The organism is Priestia sp. Y58, assembly GCF_029522095.1.
Lineage (GTDB): Bacteria > Bacillota > Bacilli > Bacillales > Bacillaceae_H > Priestia > Priestia megaterium_E.
Genome location: NZ_JAKWFL010000002.1, coordinates 166,528 through 181,104, shown reverse-complemented (window position 1 = coordinate 181,104; position 14,577 = coordinate 166,528). Strand labels below are relative to the sequence as shown.

General features: G+C 37.2%; 21 protein-coding genes. 17 read left to right on the top strand and 4 right to left on the bottom strand.

The genetic code is table 11. From position 1 onward, the window contains the following. Positions 1-393 precede the first annotated feature (393 nt). Positions 394-1,356, bottom strand: a complete 963-nt coding sequence (gene corA, locus MMB68_RS06670) for a magnesium/cobalt transporter CorA (RefSeq protein WP_221784822.1) — start codon at positions 1,354-1,356, stop codon at positions 394-396. A 130-nt stretch (positions 1,357-1,486) separates the two neighbouring features. On the opposite strand from corA, the gene MMB68_RS06665 reads away from it, so the two are divergent. From MMB68_RS06665 to MMB68_RS06595, 15 genes are all read left to right on the top strand, one after another. After that, a complete protein-coding gene (locus MMB68_RS06665; protein WP_372452267.1) occupies positions 1,487-2,362 on the top strand; it encodes an STAS domain-containing protein in 876 nt (291 codons plus the stop codon). Positions 2,363-2,581: 219 nt separating this feature from the next. Beyond that, a complete protein-coding gene (gene ssuD / locus MMB68_RS06660) occupies positions 2,582-3,652 on the top strand; it encodes an FMNH2-dependent alkanesulfonate monooxygenase (RefSeq protein ID WP_221784824.1) in 1,071 nt (356 codons plus the stop codon). A 121-nt stretch (positions 3,653-3,773) separates the two neighbouring features. Beyond that, on the top strand, positions 3,774-4,547 hold the full coding sequence (locus MMB68_RS06655) for an alpha/beta hydrolase (RefSeq protein WP_115654222.1): 774 nt from the start codon (positions 3,774-3,776) through the stop codon (positions 4,545-4,547). A 79-nt stretch (positions 4,548-4,626) separates the two neighbouring features. Continuing rightward, entirely contained in the window at positions 4,627-4,827 is a 201-nt protein-coding gene (locus tag MMB68_RS06650; RefSeq protein WP_221784825.1) for a DUF6501 family protein, read from the top strand. A gap of 300 nt (positions 4,828-5,127) precedes the next feature. After that, positions 5,128-5,367 (top strand): YiaA/YiaB family inner membrane protein, encoded by a 240-nt coding sequence (locus MMB68_RS06645; protein WP_013057577.1) that lies wholly within the window; start codon positions 5,128-5,130, stop codon positions 5,365-5,367. A 125-nt stretch (positions 5,368-5,492) separates the two neighbouring features. Beyond that, positions 5,493-6,014 (top strand): hypothetical protein, encoded by a 522-nt coding sequence (locus MMB68_RS06640; protein WP_221784826.1) that lies wholly within the window; start codon positions 5,493-5,495, stop codon positions 6,012-6,014. 109 nt (positions 6,015-6,123) lie between these two features. Then, a complete protein-coding gene (locus tag MMB68_RS06635) occupies positions 6,124-6,342 on the top strand; it encodes a spore germination protein (protein ID WP_013083687.1) in 219 nt (72 codons plus the stop codon). Positions 6,343-6,348: 6 nt separating this feature from the next. Further along, on the top strand, positions 6,349-6,582 hold the full coding sequence (locus MMB68_RS06630; RefSeq protein WP_115654219.1) for a hypothetical protein: 234 nt from the start codon (positions 6,349-6,351) through the stop codon (positions 6,580-6,582). 155 nt (positions 6,583-6,737) lie between these two features. After that, on the top strand, positions 6,738-7,079 hold the full coding sequence (locus MMB68_RS06625) for a DUF1033 family protein (RefSeq protein ID WP_013057574.1): 342 nt from the start codon (positions 6,738-6,740) through the stop codon (positions 7,077-7,079). Between the two features lie 97 nt (positions 7,080-7,176). Further along, a complete protein-coding gene (gene sigY, locus MMB68_RS06620; RefSeq protein ID WP_221784827.1) occupies positions 7,177-7,707 on the top strand; it encodes an RNA polymerase sigma factor SigY in 531 nt (176 codons plus the stop codon). Continuing rightward, positions 7,704-8,024, top strand: coding sequence for a YxlC family protein (locus tag MMB68_RS06615; protein ID WP_115654217.1), 321 nt, complete (start codon positions 7,704-7,706; stop codon positions 8,022-8,024). Before sigY ends, MMB68_RS06615 begins: the two co-directional genes overlap by 4 nt. Then, complete coding sequence (locus MMB68_RS06610; protein ID WP_115654216.1) at positions 8,024-8,224, top strand: transcriptional regulator; 201 nt, start codon at positions 8,024-8,026, stop codon at positions 8,222-8,224. The genes MMB68_RS06615 and MMB68_RS06610 overlap by 1 nt, the downstream gene beginning before the upstream one ends. Further along, positions 8,225-8,416 carry a PLD nuclease N-terminal domain-containing protein gene (locus tag MMB68_RS06605; RefSeq protein WP_014459563.1) on the top strand — a complete coding sequence of 64 codons (192 nt, stop codon included), beginning with the start codon at positions 8,225-8,227 and terminating at the stop codon, positions 8,414-8,416. A 12-nt stretch (positions 8,417-8,428) separates the two neighbouring features. Continuing rightward, positions 8,429-9,319: an ABC transporter ATP-binding protein gene (locus tag MMB68_RS06600; RefSeq protein ID WP_277548467.1), complete on the top strand. Its 891-nt coding sequence runs from the start codon at positions 8,429-8,431 to the stop codon at positions 9,317-9,319. Further along, positions 9,316-10,092, top strand: a complete 777-nt coding sequence (locus tag MMB68_RS06595; protein ID WP_221784829.1) for an ABC transporter permease — start codon at positions 9,316-9,318, stop codon at positions 10,090-10,092. The genes MMB68_RS06600 and MMB68_RS06595 overlap by 4 nt, the downstream gene beginning before the upstream one ends. A gap of 27 nt (positions 10,093-10,119) precedes the next feature. Here MMB68_RS06595 and MMB68_RS06590 read toward each other — a convergent pair whose 3' ends face one another. Then, positions 10,120-10,923 (bottom strand): lipid II flippase Amj family protein, encoded by an 804-nt coding sequence (locus MMB68_RS06590; protein WP_115654213.1) that lies wholly within the window; start codon positions 10,921-10,923, stop codon positions 10,120-10,122. A 108-nt stretch (positions 10,924-11,031) separates the two neighbouring features. Further along, positions 11,032-11,178, bottom strand: coding sequence for a YuzK family famiily protein (locus tag MMB68_RS06585; RefSeq protein ID WP_014459567.1), 147 nt, complete (start codon positions 11,176-11,178; stop codon positions 11,032-11,034). Between the two features lie 251 nt (positions 11,179-11,429). Here MMB68_RS06585 and MMB68_RS06580 point away from each other — a divergent pair, with 251 nt between their 5' ends. Together MMB68_RS06580 and MMB68_RS06575 are read left to right on the top strand one after the other, a co-directional pair. After that, positions 11,430-12,077: a VC0807 family protein gene (locus MMB68_RS06580; protein WP_013057564.1), complete on the top strand. Its 648-nt coding sequence runs from the start codon at positions 11,430-11,432 to the stop codon at positions 12,075-12,077. A 134-nt stretch (positions 12,078-12,211) separates the two neighbouring features. Then, positions 12,212-12,484, top strand: a complete 273-nt coding sequence (locus MMB68_RS06575; protein WP_264407811.1) for a hypothetical protein — start codon at positions 12,212-12,214, stop codon at positions 12,482-12,484. A gap of 57 nt (positions 12,485-12,541) precedes the next feature. On the opposite strand, the gene MMB68_RS06570 is transcribed toward MMB68_RS06575, so the two are convergent. Next, on the bottom strand, positions 12,542-14,242 hold the full coding sequence (locus MMB68_RS06570) for an L-lactate permease (protein WP_264407809.1): 1,701 nt from the start codon (positions 14,240-14,242) through the stop codon (positions 12,542-12,544). Positions 14,243-14,577 lie beyond the last annotated feature (335 nt).

Genomic DNA, 14,577 nt, shown 5'->3' with positions numbered 1-14,577 from the left:
TAGAAAAAGGAAACGTAAGCACATTATTTTATGGATATTTTCGGGAAATAACTAGTTATCTTTCCATAGAAAAGAAGCTGGAAAAACGTATTTTCGTTGAAAGGAGATCCGAACAATCAATCGAGATTCTTAATGGAGAATTCAACTCGTTCGGATTTTTTCATTGTGATGGTGAACGTAGATTTACCGTATGTAATAACTGTTAATTAGAGGCAAGGCGAAGACTCCTGCAGGAAAAGCTGAACAGGTGAGGCCCCGCAGGAGTGTAAGCGACGAGGAGGCTCATCGGCCGCCCGCGAAAAGCGAAGTCTTGCGCGGAAATTGACAGCACTAGCTCATTTATCCAATTTGTTCGTCTTTATATTTGATTGATTTCGTTATGTCTCAATCTTTCTACTCTTTATCAGTATTAAACCAGCCTTTTCGCTTGAACCATAGAATTAATCCAAGTGTTATCAGTCCCATGAAGCCAAGCACAAAGAAATAGCCATAGTGCCACTTTAGCTCAGGCATATTTTCAAAATTCATTCCGTATACGCCAACGATAAAGGTAAGGGGAATAAAGATAGATGAAATAACAGTCAGTGTCATCATAATTGAATTCATACGGTTTGAATTAAGAGAAAGATAATTATCGCGCATATCAGACGTCATTTCCCGATTTGATTCAATCATATCGGCTAATTTTAATAAGTGGTCATAGACATCTTTAAAATACCTTTTTTGTTCAGGATGAACATCTAGGCGCTCAGAATTTATAACACGGTACAATAAATCGCGCATAGGCAAAATGGTTCTTCTGATTTTTAGCAAATCACTTCGAAGTGTAAATACATCTTCCATTAAAACAGAGATGGATTTCTTTGCATCTATGTTTTCTATATCATTCAGCTCATCTTCAATCTGATATACAGTGGGGAAATATTCATCTACCACTTTATCCATCACAGAATACGCAAGATAGCTTATCCCTTTTTCTTGAATCGAAGGTGTATGAAGCAGCTTTTCCCATACTTTATCAATTGCAGCTGACGGGTGAAAATGAAAAGTAACCATATAATTTTCGCCGATAAAAAGGTCAACTTCTTCAGCTTCTAACGTTTGACGATTTAACGAATGAAGGACAAAAAAACTGTATCCTTCATAATAATCGAGTTTTGGACGCTGCAGAAAATGAAAGCAATCTTCAATCGCTAACGGATGAAAGTGGAAAGATGATTGAAGCAGCAGCGCTTCTTCTTCAGAAGGGCAGTTAAAGTCAATCCAATAGTACTGAATAGAGGGGTCGTGAATCTGATCTAATTGTATATGTTTCACAAGTTTGTCATCGTTCGTAAGAGCTAACGTTCGTATCATTTGAAAACTCCTTTTTGTTTTTATAGCCATTTTCAATGTAGCATAAAATCATAAACTACACGTATTTTTTTAAAAAATTTTCTTTCTTCTCTTTTTATAAAACTAGTAAGGGGGAAAAAGTTGAATTATAATGATGGTAGTAGCTGGTATGGAAAGGGGAATCGTTTTGAATAAAAATGAAGCACTTCGAATGTTTTTCTTAAAACATGCAGATCAACTGACGGAAGAATGGTATGAAAGCATTGAAGACAATGACCCAGAATCGGTTTATGCATCTACTCATCCGGAAGTCATTTCAGTATTAAAAGGTCAAAATAATGAATTTCATTTATACATAGCCGATGTATTTATAAAAAGTGAAAAAGAATTTTTTGATTCATTTGAAACGTGGATTTTAAAGATTGCGGAAGACGGAGAGCATGTAAGAACGCCTATTCATTATATTATTCGAGAATTTTTCCGAGTTAGAAAACAGTATTTAACATATTTAAATCAATTTGTAGAAGAGTATGAGCAAGATATTACGCAAGAAGAACTAGACGAATGGAACGAATTGATTGTACGCGTGTTTGATATCACCGTTTATAAATTTGTTGAAGAGCACCATCAGCATTCAAGGCGGTTGCTTGAAGCACACAAAGAGCTGATTAATGAGCTGAGTTCCCCAGTTATTCCATTGAGCGATCATATTGCGATTCTTCCGCTTGTTGGGGATATCGACACAGCAAGAGCGCGCCGAATTTTAGAAAATACGCTAACTCGCTGCGCTGAACAGCAAGTGAATCACCTTTATATTGATATTTCAGGAGTGGTTATTGTTGATACGATGGTTGCTCATCAGATTTTCCAGCTGATTGATGCATTAAAATTAATAGGTGTAGAATCAACGATCTCTGGGGTACGTCCTGAAATCGCGATTACCGCTTCTCATTTAGGTTTATCGTTTGAAAATATATCAACAAAATCAACCCTTGCTAATGCGATGGCTTCACGTATGAGGAAATAAAGCGAACAAGAATTACTTTTAATTCTTGTTTTTTTATCTCAATTCATACTTGACATATAGGTTAAAGAGGTATTATGATTTTACTAATTTAATAAATAAAAAGAGTTGTATTACATACGCTAATATAAAAATGCATCTCTGTAATTAGCGGACAAGAATTGAACAAACAATATGAAAACGCTTTATATAGAATACGAGAATATTTAGGAGGAAATGGAAATGAACATCTTATGGTTTTTCCCTACAGCAGGCGACGGACATTATCTAGGCACAACCGAAGGAAGCAGAACAAGTGACATTCACTACTTAAAGCAAATCGCACACGGGCTGGATTATCTAGGATATGACGGCGCTTTGTTGCCTACTGGTTCAAATTGTGAAGATTCATGGGTGATTGCATCGGCACTTGCTTCCGTTACGAACCGACTGAAGTTTTTAATTGCACTTCGCCCGGGTGTCATGTCTCCCACACTTTCAGCACGGATGGCTTCGACATTCGATCAAATGTCAAACGGCCGACTTATGTTGAACATTGTGACGGGAGGAGATCCTGTGGAGCAAGCAACGTACGGTAACTATTTAAGTCATGATAAACGCTATGAGTTAACAGATGAATTTTTAACGATTTGGCGAGATGTAATGGCAGGAAAAAAAGTGGATTATAAAGGAAAACATGTTGATGTAACAGGCGCGTACATTCCATCGCCTCCTGTCCAAAAACCGTATCCTCCGCTGTACTTTGGTGGATCTTCTCCAGCAGGAAAAGAAGTAGGAGCAAAGCATGCAGATGTATATTTGTTATGGGGAGAGCCACCCGCAGTGATTAAAACAAAAATTGATGAGATGAAAGAAAAAGCTGCAAACGAAGGTAGGGACATTCGTTTTGGTATTCGCCTCCACGTTATTGTAAGAGAATCGGAAGACGAAGCGTGGGAATCTGCAGATAAATTAATTAAACATGTTAATGATGATACGATCAAAGCGTTTCAAGATAAGTTTGCCTCATTTGACTCCACTGCCCAAAAAACACAGTCAAGTTTGCACAGCGGCACAAAAGATCGAAGTGCACTGGAGATTGCTCCGAATCTATGGGCTGGAATTGGCTTAGCACGAGAAGGAGCTGGAACCGCTCTTGTTGGAAGTCCTGAAATTGTAGCGGATCGTTTAAAAGAATACAAAGAGCTAGGAATTGATACGTTTATTTTATCAGGCTACCCGCATCTAGAAGAAGCGTATACGTTTGCTGAGCTAGTATTTCCACATATTCAAAAAGAACGAAGCAAGAGATAATTCTTGCTTCGTTCTTTTTGAATCGTAAAAAAATAAATACCCCAGTTGACTTATAGGAATTATAGGTGTATTATAAAGATAGTTCATTTAGTCAGAAAATTTGTGATAAAGGGTGAAGAAAATGGAACGTTATGACGTAATTCAAGGCGCAGAATCTTTTTATTATAAAGGCAACGACATTGGTATACTTGTTTCTCACGGATTTATGGGGACTCCTCAAAGTATGGAATATATCGGAAAAGAATTAGCTGAAAAAGGTTTTACTGTGTACGGTTTGCGACTAACGGGACATGGTACTCACTACTATGATATTGAACAAACAACGTACGAGGAATGGAAGCAAGACTTTTTAAATGGGTATCAGCGTTTGAAGCAAGAATGCCGTCATGTATTTATCTTGGGTCAGTCCATGGGAGGCACTCTCACCTTTCATACAGCAAGCCAAGGATTAGATCTTGACGGAGTTATTGCAATCAATCCGGCTATGACGTCCATTCCTTCAATGGAGCCTTACCGCTCTCGTCATACGCCTCGTTATTTAAAAGAAGATCATCCTGATATTAAGGATCCAAACGTACATGAAATTACGTACGACAAAGTACCAGTGCGCTCTATGCGTGAGCTGCTTTCTTTAATGGACGAAACAAAAGAACGCTTACCTTATGTAACGTGCCCGGCTTTAGTACTAACATCAACCGTTGATAACGTAGTACCCCCTGAGAATTCAGCTTATATCTTAAACCATATTCAATCAGCAGAAAAAAGACAGCACATGCTTCGAAACTCTTACCATGTTGCGTCGATGGATTTTGATAAAGACACAATTGTTGCACAAACGGCACAGTTTGTACAAGCAACAGTTGCCAAAAAAAAAGTGCATGAGCGAATTTTTTAATTTTTAAATTCGCTCCGTTTCTTTTTTACTTCAAGTAAGATAAAATGAATCTTGAATGAAAACAAAGGAGTGTACATACATGATTCATTTAGAATGGAACGATCGTCCGACAATTAAACAAGTAAAATGCATACATACAGATGCAAAAAAATTCGTGGTTGAAAATGTTTTAACAGCAGGAAAAACATATGATGTAAAAAACGAAACAGAAGAATTTTATTTTGTTGTTGATAACACTAGCCAAGTCGGCGGCTTTTATAAAGAATACTTTGAAGGCTAAACAAAAAATCATCGTCTCGGCGATGATTTTTTTGTTGTAATAGAAATGATTAACTGAACTTTACAAACAATGTCTTCTACTTCTCAATGAGAACGAATAAACGTACTTTTAAATAGAATTTCTATATACAATCACTTCGGGAAAAAGCTCTGAGATAAAAATAGGATGTAAGACCTAAATTCTTCCGTTTCTTGTTCTGATTAAAAGGGTAACTGACTATAAATACCCATGACAACAATTATTTTACAATGTAAAATGAAAGCGACGCTTAACAGAAAAAGGAAAAGAGGAGGTCATACGATGAAAAAGCGTAATACAGCAGCTTTTACATTTTTAGCATGGACAGCTTTCATTACAGCACTATTAGCTATGTTTATAGGAATTTATACCTTAGATGCATCATTACCAGTAAAAGGTTATTATGCCGTTGGAACTTTATACTTAACCATGTCTGCTTTTGTGCTCCAAAAAACCATTCGTGATAACGAAGAAGATACGGCGCACGAACGCAAATACGACAAAGCAGAAGAAGAATTGTAAAGCTAAAAAAAAGCATTTTTCTAGCTCCTTGAAAAACATCCCCATTTTTGGGAGATGTTTTTTTATATAAAAAAACAGGGAACTTGTCACTCCGTGTCGTATTAATAAAGAAGGAGGCGATTGAATTGACACAACTAATGATTAATAACGTAAATTTTCACGTTGATATGTTTGAAGAAAAAATGATTACTGATGCGAATACAGGTGAAGAGTTGAAAAGGCTAAACTTTTCTTTTTCGGTTGTAGGCAAAGCAGCTTATGATAAATATGATGCATTTTTTGAGGATCCGTATTTTGAAGTAACAAATATGGAGACAAAAGAAACGCTAACATTAAAAAACATTTCGCATAGCACATTTTATCAGTCACCTGAAATTACAGAGCATACAAATATTGTTTTCAGGGTGAAGCTGCAGCAAGAACCTGTTAAAGAAAAAGAACAAGTGAAAAATGAAAAGCCAACAGAGAGCACGGTAAACGAAATGCTTTTATCTAGAATCAAGTTTAAGGCTCTTGTCGAATTACTTGAAGAAAAAGGACTTTTAACAGAGAGTGAATTGTATACTAAGATTGAAGAAGTAGCAGAACGAGATTTTGATATTCTGCGAGATGAATTAAGTCATTCTAAAAAAGAGGTAAAAGCGTAAAAATACCCCATTCTGCAAGGGGATTTTTTATTTATATCCATTAATTTATAACCCTTTTGATAAATCGTTCATATATTACATCACGATGAAAATAAAAAGGGTGAGGATAATGCCGATTGTTATTAACCATGTAGTGATTCCAAACGTTACAGGAGGAGTCGTTACGTTTGGCGACACGTACTATGTTTCTCCAAAAAGCAACAGTAAAACTGCACAAGGTTCAGGGTCTTCAAATACAGGAATTTGTGTAAATACAAATTCAGGACTTTCTAATACAAATACGCTCGATCCGGATGGTTCTGATCAAAACGGCTTCGGAAACGGATAAGGAGAGATGTTTTACTCTTCTTTCTACACGCCTTTTCAGTATTCGTTTTATCCGTATTTTATACCTTCTTTTGCACGTCCAATTGGATTTGTCGTGTCACCTGATGGAGCGATGGATAACTGGTGGGGCAAAAAACCATCTTGGTGGGGGAAAATTACGCCTTCAGCCGGCGTTTTCCCTCCTGTTACCCAGTACTATACGGGCAGTTTAGTTCCTTATAGTTTAAGGAGCTATTATTAATATAAAAAAGATGTTCGAATTAAGCTACCTTGTTGGCGTCTATTTCCTGAAAATAGGCGTTTTTTTCCGTTTTACTTGATTCAAAGTTATTTTTGCTGAATAATAAGGAAAAGAGAATTTTTAGAAGTAAGCTGTAAGTAAGGAGATGTTCAATCATGACAGATAAATGGAGAGTTCATAAAATAAAAAGTGATTGTGAACCTTGGCTGTTTTTAGAAGGCTGGGAAAAAGATATTATTGAAACCATTGAATTTGAAAAAAAAGAAGAAGCGCTTCGCTACTACGCGATGATGATTTATGAATTTCATCAAAAATATGCAAGCGTGCGAAGTGATGAACTAGCGCTCTTTAGCTTTTGGAACGAAGGCGAAAAGGAATTTTGCGAGGCCTGTGATGATGATCTTCAAATCTTCCACGGTGTTTTATTCGCTAAAAACGATGAAGTCTATTCATTAGAAGAAGATGAAGAAGGATTAAAAATGCTTCGTACTAAATAAAAACGTCCTGCGGGGCGTTTTTTTTATATAAAAAATGAACGATTTCAATTGCTAAAGCGTCATATAGGTGATGAAACAAAAAGGAGGGGTGACCGCTTTGGAACAAGATGATTTCATCCTTGTCCAAAAAGCATTACAAGGTGATGATGATGCCTTTTCATTATTATTTCAGCGCTATCATTCATTTTTATATAAATACCTTTTAAAGCTGACATTAGATGAGGACTTATGCAGTGAATTGTGTCAGGAAGCAATGATGAAGTGTTACGTGAATCTTTCTTCATACAAAAATGAAGCAAAGTTTTCGACTTGGATGATATCCATTGCTTCAAGACTGTACATGGATTATTTGCGTAAGCAAAAACGTGAAAAAAGCAGTCTTCAGCGAATAAAGCAGTCTTTATCGCATCAGCTTCAGTGGAAAGCTACATACAAAGGAGTGGAATGGAGCGAGATGTTTTCCGATTTTAATGAACTCGATTCGCGCTTTCGAATTCCTGTCTTGCTTCGACATTATTACGGATACACATACGATGAGATTGCCCATATGCTGAATATGCGAGCAGGAACGGTCAAATCAAGAGTAAATAAAGGAGTAAACATACTGAGAAAGGAGTGGAAAGAATGAGAGAAGAAAATGACAATCAGCCCTTGCATTCTTTAAAAAAAGATTGGGAGCAGCTAGAGAGTTTAGCAAGTCATGAACATATTTCTCTTCATGTAATTAAAGAACAACTTCTTATTGAAAAACAAAAGCAGAAAAAAGCTTTCCGGAAAGAGTTATGCTTATTTACATTAACAGCACTTGTTATTTTAACAGTAATGGCAACGGCTATTTTACAAATACCTGCCTTATTTATCGCCATTGAAGTGATCGGGATCATTGTTGCTCCTATTTCTTTTATCGTCTTTCACTATAAACGGAAAAAGGAGATGTTTTTATAATGAATGAAAAATGGATTTTGGTTCTGTTTATTTCGCCATTTCTTCTTCTTCAAAGCTTTCTCCTTTTTATCAATGCAAAAAAACGCGGCGCCCATCCATGGTTTTGGGGAATATGGGGACTGATTCAAATTCCAATGCCAACGCTTTTTTATTGGTTTTTTATTATTTGGCTTCCAGCACGAAAAAAAAGGGGGATATAAATGAATGAAATTAACTGGTTGTTAATTGCTCCAATTCTATTATTACAATTATTTTTAATGATTCCAGCATTGATAAGCTGCATAAAGCAAGAAGAGACAAACGGACCAAAATGGTTATGGGGACTCATCATTTTATGTGTAAGTACAGTCGGTCCCGTTTTATATTTTGTTTTAGGACGTAAAAAACAGTGAGGTGGAACGAAGATGTTTATGCAAGTAGAAGGACTGACAAAAACGTACCGCAATATAACCGTTGTAGATAACCTTTCATTTAATCTCGATAAAGGAAAATGTGTAGCATTGTTAGGGCCTAATGGTGCAGGTAAGACAACTACTCTGCATATGATTGCAGGTCTTACGGCACCTAATAAAGGGAAAATTTCTTTTGAAGATAAACACCATCAAGACGTACGGTCATTTGTTGGCTTTCTGCCACAGCATCCTACGTTTTTTAATTGGATGACGCCTCAGCAGTATTTAACTTTTTTAGGTCTTTTATCTAATATTTCAAAGAATGTGCTTTCCCAACGAATAGATGAAGTACTTGAAACTGTAGGTTTAAAAGGAAAGGAAAAGCAGAAAATTGCTGGCTTTTCTGGAGGAATGAAACAACGTTTGGGCTTAGCGCAAGCCTTGTTGCATAAACCTGAACTGCTAATTTTAGATGAACCCGTTTCGGCTTTGGATCCTGAAGGCAGAAAAGATGTCCTAATGATTATCGAAGCATTAAAGAAGGATACATCCATTCTATTTTCAACCCATATTTTGCATGATGCAGAACAAATATGCGATAACATTATCATGATTAAAAACGGACGTATGAAATGGAATGGAACAAAGAGTTCGCTGCGCCAAGAGTTTACGTCTCCTACTTTTACGATTGAAACAGAAGAAAAGCTCCCTGCATCACTTAGCAGTCTGCCAAGTGAACAGGTGCTGTTTCATTCTCCTTATAAAGCCACTGTAAGTGTAAAAGATACATCTCAGCACCAGCAGCTGCTTCAACTGCTTGTTGATCAACAAGCAAACCTTGTTTTATTTGAACGAAAACAGCATTCTCTCGAAGATGTGTATCTAGAGGTGATGAACAAATGAATACATTTGGAGTCTTATTTAAAAAGGAACTGCATGAATTATTTGCGAACGGCAAAGGAATTTGGCTGCCAATCTCTCTAATTTTACTAGGCATCACACAGCCTTTAACGAATTATTATATGCCACAAATCATTAACATGGCAGGGAATTTACCAAAAGGAGCAATTATTCAACTTCCTACGCCCACCGGTCAAGAAGTAATGCAAGGTGTCCTTTCACAATATAGCACAATAGGGACCTTACTGATTGTACTCGCAAGCATGAATATGATTTCAAATGAACGACAAAATCATGCGGCTGTACTTGTTATGATGAGACCGGTGAGCGTCATTCAATACATTATGAGTAAATGGGCTGCGCAAATCGTACTGGTCATTGGCTCAACGTTTATAAGCTATATAGCAGCATGGTATTATACAAATCTTTTATTTTCATATGTGGATTGGACTCATATGCTAGTTAGCTTTCTTTTATACAGCCTGTGGCTGATTTTTATCTTGTCCGTTTTAGTGGCAGCTGGAACATTCCTTTTACAAAGCGGAGGGATTGCTGGAGTAAGCATTTTGATCATTGCGTTACTTTCATTTTCGAGTAATTTGTTTACGAATCAATTAAAGTGGAGTCCTGCAGCGCTGTCACAATACGCCGCTCGTCTGCTTGAACAATTGCACTGGTCACAAAGTGTCACCTATACCGTAGCTATTACGTTAATGAGCAGTTTTTTTCTTTTAATCGCTGCTGTTTATAGATACAAAAAAGTAGAATATGTATAAAAAGACTTCTGAAACGAAGTCTTTTTTCTAAGGAATTAATTTGCAAATCCACGCAATATAAAGAGCAGCGGGGACTAAGAGGATCTGGGCACATACTGTCCCGCATAAACGAGAGATGACGAGTGTACCAACCATTTTGTTCATAGATTGCTTAGTAGATTCACCTTTCATTACCTTTTCAGTTAAAATGGCTACTTGCGGATCTACAAACACAGCAAGGGTAATCATCGCTAGTCCGTTAATAAGACCAGAAGACATCAGAATTGATTTAGAAAGGGTAGGCTCGAGCGTAGAAGCATAAAGAGTGGAAAGAACACCTACTGTATAAATAGTCGTAGCCATTAAATTCAAAAGAAGCAACCGCTTGGGCACTCCGCCTATTCGCAGCTGAGACAGCATAATCCACCTAGGACGCTTCACGTGTTTTTTTGCTTTTTCCAGCGTATGTATGGAAGCAATGTTTTTCATCATTTTGGGTACAGATCCCGCTACTTCTAAGTGTGAAATCATGCGGGAGAAGATCGATACAAAGCTAGGAATTAAAAGAGCACCTGCGATTGTCCCAATAGAAGCCGCGACCAAGATAGTTTGAAGCTGATGAAGTAGAAGGGGCAAATCTTCTTTAGACTGGACCGCATCTCCTAATTTGCCGGTCAGCGGAGCTTGCACCATATTAGCTGTTCTTGAAACGATGACAATAATATTAAAAAGAGATAGGGCCACGACTAGTTTTCCAGTTTTCAAGCCCGCAAGTCTCACAGAGTAGGCTAGTGTTTCAATCATGTGAATAATTCCTACAAATACACAAATAATAAGTAATTTTTCCATCATAATAAGTAAGTTCCTTTCTTTGATACACGCACTTCCTTATTATGTATAATTTTGGTTCATTTGTAAATAAAAAGCCACTTGCTACCAAGAGTAGCAAGCGGCTTTTTATTATCGATGCTGGTTAATATCACGCAGTATATCTTTGCTAGCCTGATAATCTTTTTCTCGTTCTTTTTCCACCTGTAGACGTTTGTCTAGTTTACGGCTATATTCAGCATACCCCACGCCGTGAGAAAGCTGCATGGCCTTTTCCATTTCTGACGTGTACGTTAGGTGAAGTGCGATAATGAATCAATCCTTTCAGCATTTTTCACTTGTGGCACATGTATTGCTGCTCAAGTGTTTCGATGTTTATAATTCTTGAAGTCTTTCTAGAAATCGTTTTCCCTGTCGCTTTGGATCTAAACATAAATGATTAAAATTTCATAACATTCCAGGTAAAAGCCTTTTTTTCTTGCGTAGTATCCCATATAATAGCAGGAACAACGTTTTTAAAGGAGTTATATATGAACAATACAAAACGAGTATGGTTTGATTTACTTTTTTATATCGCTATTCCTTACCTAATATGGAATCAAGGAAAAGACATTATTGGTGATTACTATGCCATTTTGCTTTCAACAGCACCAGCGTTTGTGTATACCATTTATACATTTATTAAAGATCGCCAGTTTAACGTAACAGGATTGTTTATTGTCATTACGCTACTGGCACGTACCATTATTGATTTAATTTCAGGAAACGCAGCAACGATGTTAAACAATCAAGTATACTTTATGATTGGACTGGCTGTAGTTGTTCTGTTTACCATTGTGATAAAAAAGCCAATTGGTTTGTACTTCTTTGTAGATACGGCTTACTTAATGGGCTATAAGCGAGAAGACTCTCTAAAACTCTTCCACCAGCCCGATTTATTCAAAATGATGAACTGGCTTACAGTACTGTTCGCAGGTCGCTATGTATTTTTAGCAATCGTAAAATACGTATTGATTCAAAAGTACGGAGTAGAAGGGTACGGGAACATGATTGTATTCCGTCAGGCCGTTACGTGGGCATTCTCCATTTTAATTGCCGTCTACACGTATTTTATCTATAAAAAAATTCAAGATAAAACAGGGATGGATAACCCGATGAATCCAAATGTAAATGAATAAAAAAAGAAGCGTGCGTTTAACTAACGTACGCTTTTTTGTTACAAAACAGTGAACAGTGCTCGAAACACTAACATCTCATTTAAAATTAATAGTAAAATAACGCTATTAGAAACGGGATGAAAGTAGGTCAAGAAATGAAACTATTATTAGCATGTCAAAAGCAGCCTTATCGAATTTTAGAAATGATTATGGTGTTTTTTACCTTAATTTTTGTCGTACTGTCGTTTTTTGATTACCGTCAGCTTTTTTTCCTTGTGTTTACGCTTGGAATTGTATTTGCTATTCGAGCGTTTGAAATGCAAGATGGAGAGAAAAAGACTCAAGGAAACATCTGGCTACTTGTCGGTGTTGTGATGATTTTGCTAGATATAGTTTTATTTGTTGTATATGCCATCAATCGATCTTAACTAAAAGAAAAATGCTTCCGTGCAGAGGGTCACCTCTAGCTGCGGAAGCTTTTTTGATTAAGGAATCATCCACGATAATACATTGGATTGTAAAAATGTTAATACGCAGACAATCAGTAGTAAAAATAAGCTGTGCTTCACCGTAAAACGAAGCAAATCGGACTCTTTTCCAGCCAACCCAACCGCAGCACAGGCAACAGCGATGGACTGCGGTGAAATCATTTTACCGGTTACTCCACCAGAAGAGTTTGCTGCAAGCGCAAGAAGCGGATCCATTCCAATAGACGTAGCCGTGATTTTTTGCAAGTTGCCGAACAATAAGTTGGCTGATGTATCTGATCCTGTAATAAAAACACCAAGCCAGCCGAGTACAGGAGAGAAAAAGGGAAATAACGCGCCTGTTTTAGCTAGCAGCAGTCCTAAGGTTGTACTCATTCCAGAAGCATTTGTCACGTAAGCAAATGCTACAACTGACATAATGGTAAGCAGCGGCAACGCTAATTCTTTGCACGTCTCGTTAAACGTAATAAACCATTCTTTCCAAGAGATGTTGACGATAAATTTTGTGACAACAGCAGACAACAGGATAGCTGTGCCGGCAGCGCCTAGTAATTCTAACTTATACACTGCCGCAATCGGTTCTCCATTTCCATTTAAAATTAAATTATTTAACCAAGGTACTTCTGGCATAAACGTTAAATAATGTCCGATGGAATTGATAGCGCTCAAAAAAGCGTTAGCTCCTTCATAATGTCCTGTCAAAGCGGTTTTAATTTGAGGAATTCCCCATATAGAAATAAAGATCGTTAAAATTAAAAAAGGTGACCACGCCTTTGCAATTTGAGCCCCCGTGAATGCGGGTTGATCTTGAGTTTCTCTTGGCTCAGCTGAAGCGGAAGCTACTTCATGTGCTGCTTTTTCAGATTGAAAGCGAAACGTTGTTTTCGGTTTCCAGAATTTTAAGAAAATAGCGAGCGCAAAAAGTGAAACGAGTGCCGATAAAATATCGGGAAGTTCCGGTCCTAAAAAGTTAGAGCTGACAAACTGGGTAAAGGCAAAAGAGATGCCTGATACTAGAATAGCAGGGAGTACTTCTACTGTTTTCTTAAATCCTGCCATTACAAAAACCAAATACAGCGGAATAAATACAGAAATAAAAGGAAGCTGGCGGCCTACCATTTTAGAGATTTCCATTGCCGCTACTCCAGTAGGACCTTCCATAGCCGTGATAGGAATACCGATTGCACCAAAAGCAACGGGTGCTGTGTTTGCTAATAAACATAAGCCCGCGGCATACAGCGGATTAAAACCTAGGCCTACAAGCAAAGCTGCTGAAATCGCAACAGGTGCACCAAAACCAGCAGCACCTTCAAGAAAGGCTCCAAACGAAAAAGCAACTAACAAAGCTTGAAGTCTGCGATCTTCTGTAATAGATACGACAGAGGTACGAATAATATCAAACTGACCGGTTTTTACGGTTAGTTTGTAAAGAAAAACGGATGTAATGATAATCCATCCAATCGGCAGTATACCGTATACAGCTCCTTGACTTGCTGACATAAAAGCCATGCTAGCCGGCATTTTATAAGCAAGTATTGCAACGGCAAGTGCGACCAGTAAAGTTGTAATCCCAGCCATATAACCTTTCATTCGTTTAATAGCCAGAGCCCAAAAGAAGTAAAGAATAGGAATCAAAGCGATTAATGAAGACCAAATGACGCTGTTTCCTACAGGAGTGAACTGCTGTGTCCATGTCATAACTAACACCTCATTTTCAAATTAGTGAACTACGAATTTAGTAAAACGAAACCATTAAAGCTACGATGATAAGGTCATCTGATGACTTATGTAAAAATGAATTCGCTTACATTATATTCTAATCCTTTTGTGATAGGCAAGTACTAAAAGAAACTTTTTTTCTAAAAAACGGACATTTTTTTGTTGATAAGAAGAAAATACTGGTTGAAAATCCCAAGAATAGGTGATTTAATGATTGTAAGCGCTTGAAATATATCTTTTCATCTTTTCTACTAATTATTCTTCTTATTAATCTACTACTTTTAGTCGTATTATATATGGCACTTCTTTATGTT

Coding starts and splice junctions, on each gene's coding strand:
- corA (WP_221784822.1), bottom strand. CDS start 1,356: ATGATACGAACGTTAGCTCTTACGAACGATGACAAACTTGTGAAACAT.
- MMB68_RS06665 (WP_372452267.1), top strand. CDS start 1,487: ATGATGGTAGTAGCTGGTATGGAAAGGGGAATCGTTTTGAATAAAAAT.
- ssuD (WP_221784824.1), top strand. CDS start 2,582: ATGAACATCTTATGGTTTTTCCCTACAGCAGGCGACGGACATTATCTA.
- MMB68_RS06655 (WP_115654222.1), top strand. CDS start 3,774: ATGGAACGTTATGACGTAATTCAAGGCGCAGAATCTTTTTATTATAAA.
- MMB68_RS06650 (WP_221784825.1), top strand. CDS start 4,627: ATGATTCATTTAGAATGGAACGATCGTCCGACAATTAAACAAGTAAAA.
- MMB68_RS06645 (WP_013057577.1), top strand. CDS start 5,128: ATGAAAAAGCGTAATACAGCAGCTTTTACATTTTTAGCATGGACAGCT.
- MMB68_RS06635 (WP_013083687.1), top strand. CDS start 6,124: ATGCCGATTGTTATTAACCATGTAGTGATTCCAAACGTTACAGGAGGA.
- MMB68_RS06630 (WP_115654219.1), top strand. CDS start 6,349: ATGTTTTACTCTTCTTTCTACACGCCTTTTCAGTATTCGTTTTATCCG.
- MMB68_RS06625 (WP_013057574.1), top strand. CDS start 6,738: ATGACAGATAAATGGAGAGTTCATAAAATAAAAAGTGATTGTGAACCT.
- MMB68_RS06615 (WP_115654217.1), top strand. CDS start 7,704: ATGAGAGAAGAAAATGACAATCAGCCCTTGCATTCTTTAAAAAAAGAT.
- MMB68_RS06610 (WP_115654216.1), top strand. CDS start 8,024: ATGAATGAAAAATGGATTTTGGTTCTGTTTATTTCGCCATTTCTTCTT.
- MMB68_RS06605 (WP_014459563.1), top strand. CDS start 8,225: ATGAATGAAATTAACTGGTTGTTAATTGCTCCAATTCTATTATTACAA.
- MMB68_RS06600 (WP_277548467.1), top strand. CDS start 8,429: ATGTTTATGCAAGTAGAAGGACTGACAAAAACGTACCGCAATATAACC.
- MMB68_RS06595 (WP_221784829.1), top strand. CDS start 9,316: ATGAATACATTTGGAGTCTTATTTAAAAAGGAACTGCATGAATTATTT.
- MMB68_RS06590 (WP_115654213.1), bottom strand. CDS start 10,923: ATGATGGAAAAATTACTTATTATTTGTGTATTTGTAGGAATTATTCAC.
- MMB68_RS06585 (WP_014459567.1), bottom strand. CDS start 11,178: ATGGAAAAGGCCATGCAGCTTTCTCACGGCGTGGGGTATGCTGAATAT.
- MMB68_RS06580 (WP_013057564.1), top strand. CDS start 11,430: ATGAACAATACAAAACGAGTATGGTTTGATTTACTTTTTTATATCGCT.
- MMB68_RS06575 (WP_264407811.1), top strand. CDS start 12,212: ATGAAACTATTATTAGCATGTCAAAAGCAGCCTTATCGAATTTTAGAA.
- MMB68_RS06570 (WP_264407809.1), bottom strand. CDS start 14,242: ATGACATGGACACAGCAGTTCACTCCTGTAGGAAACAGCGTCATTTGG.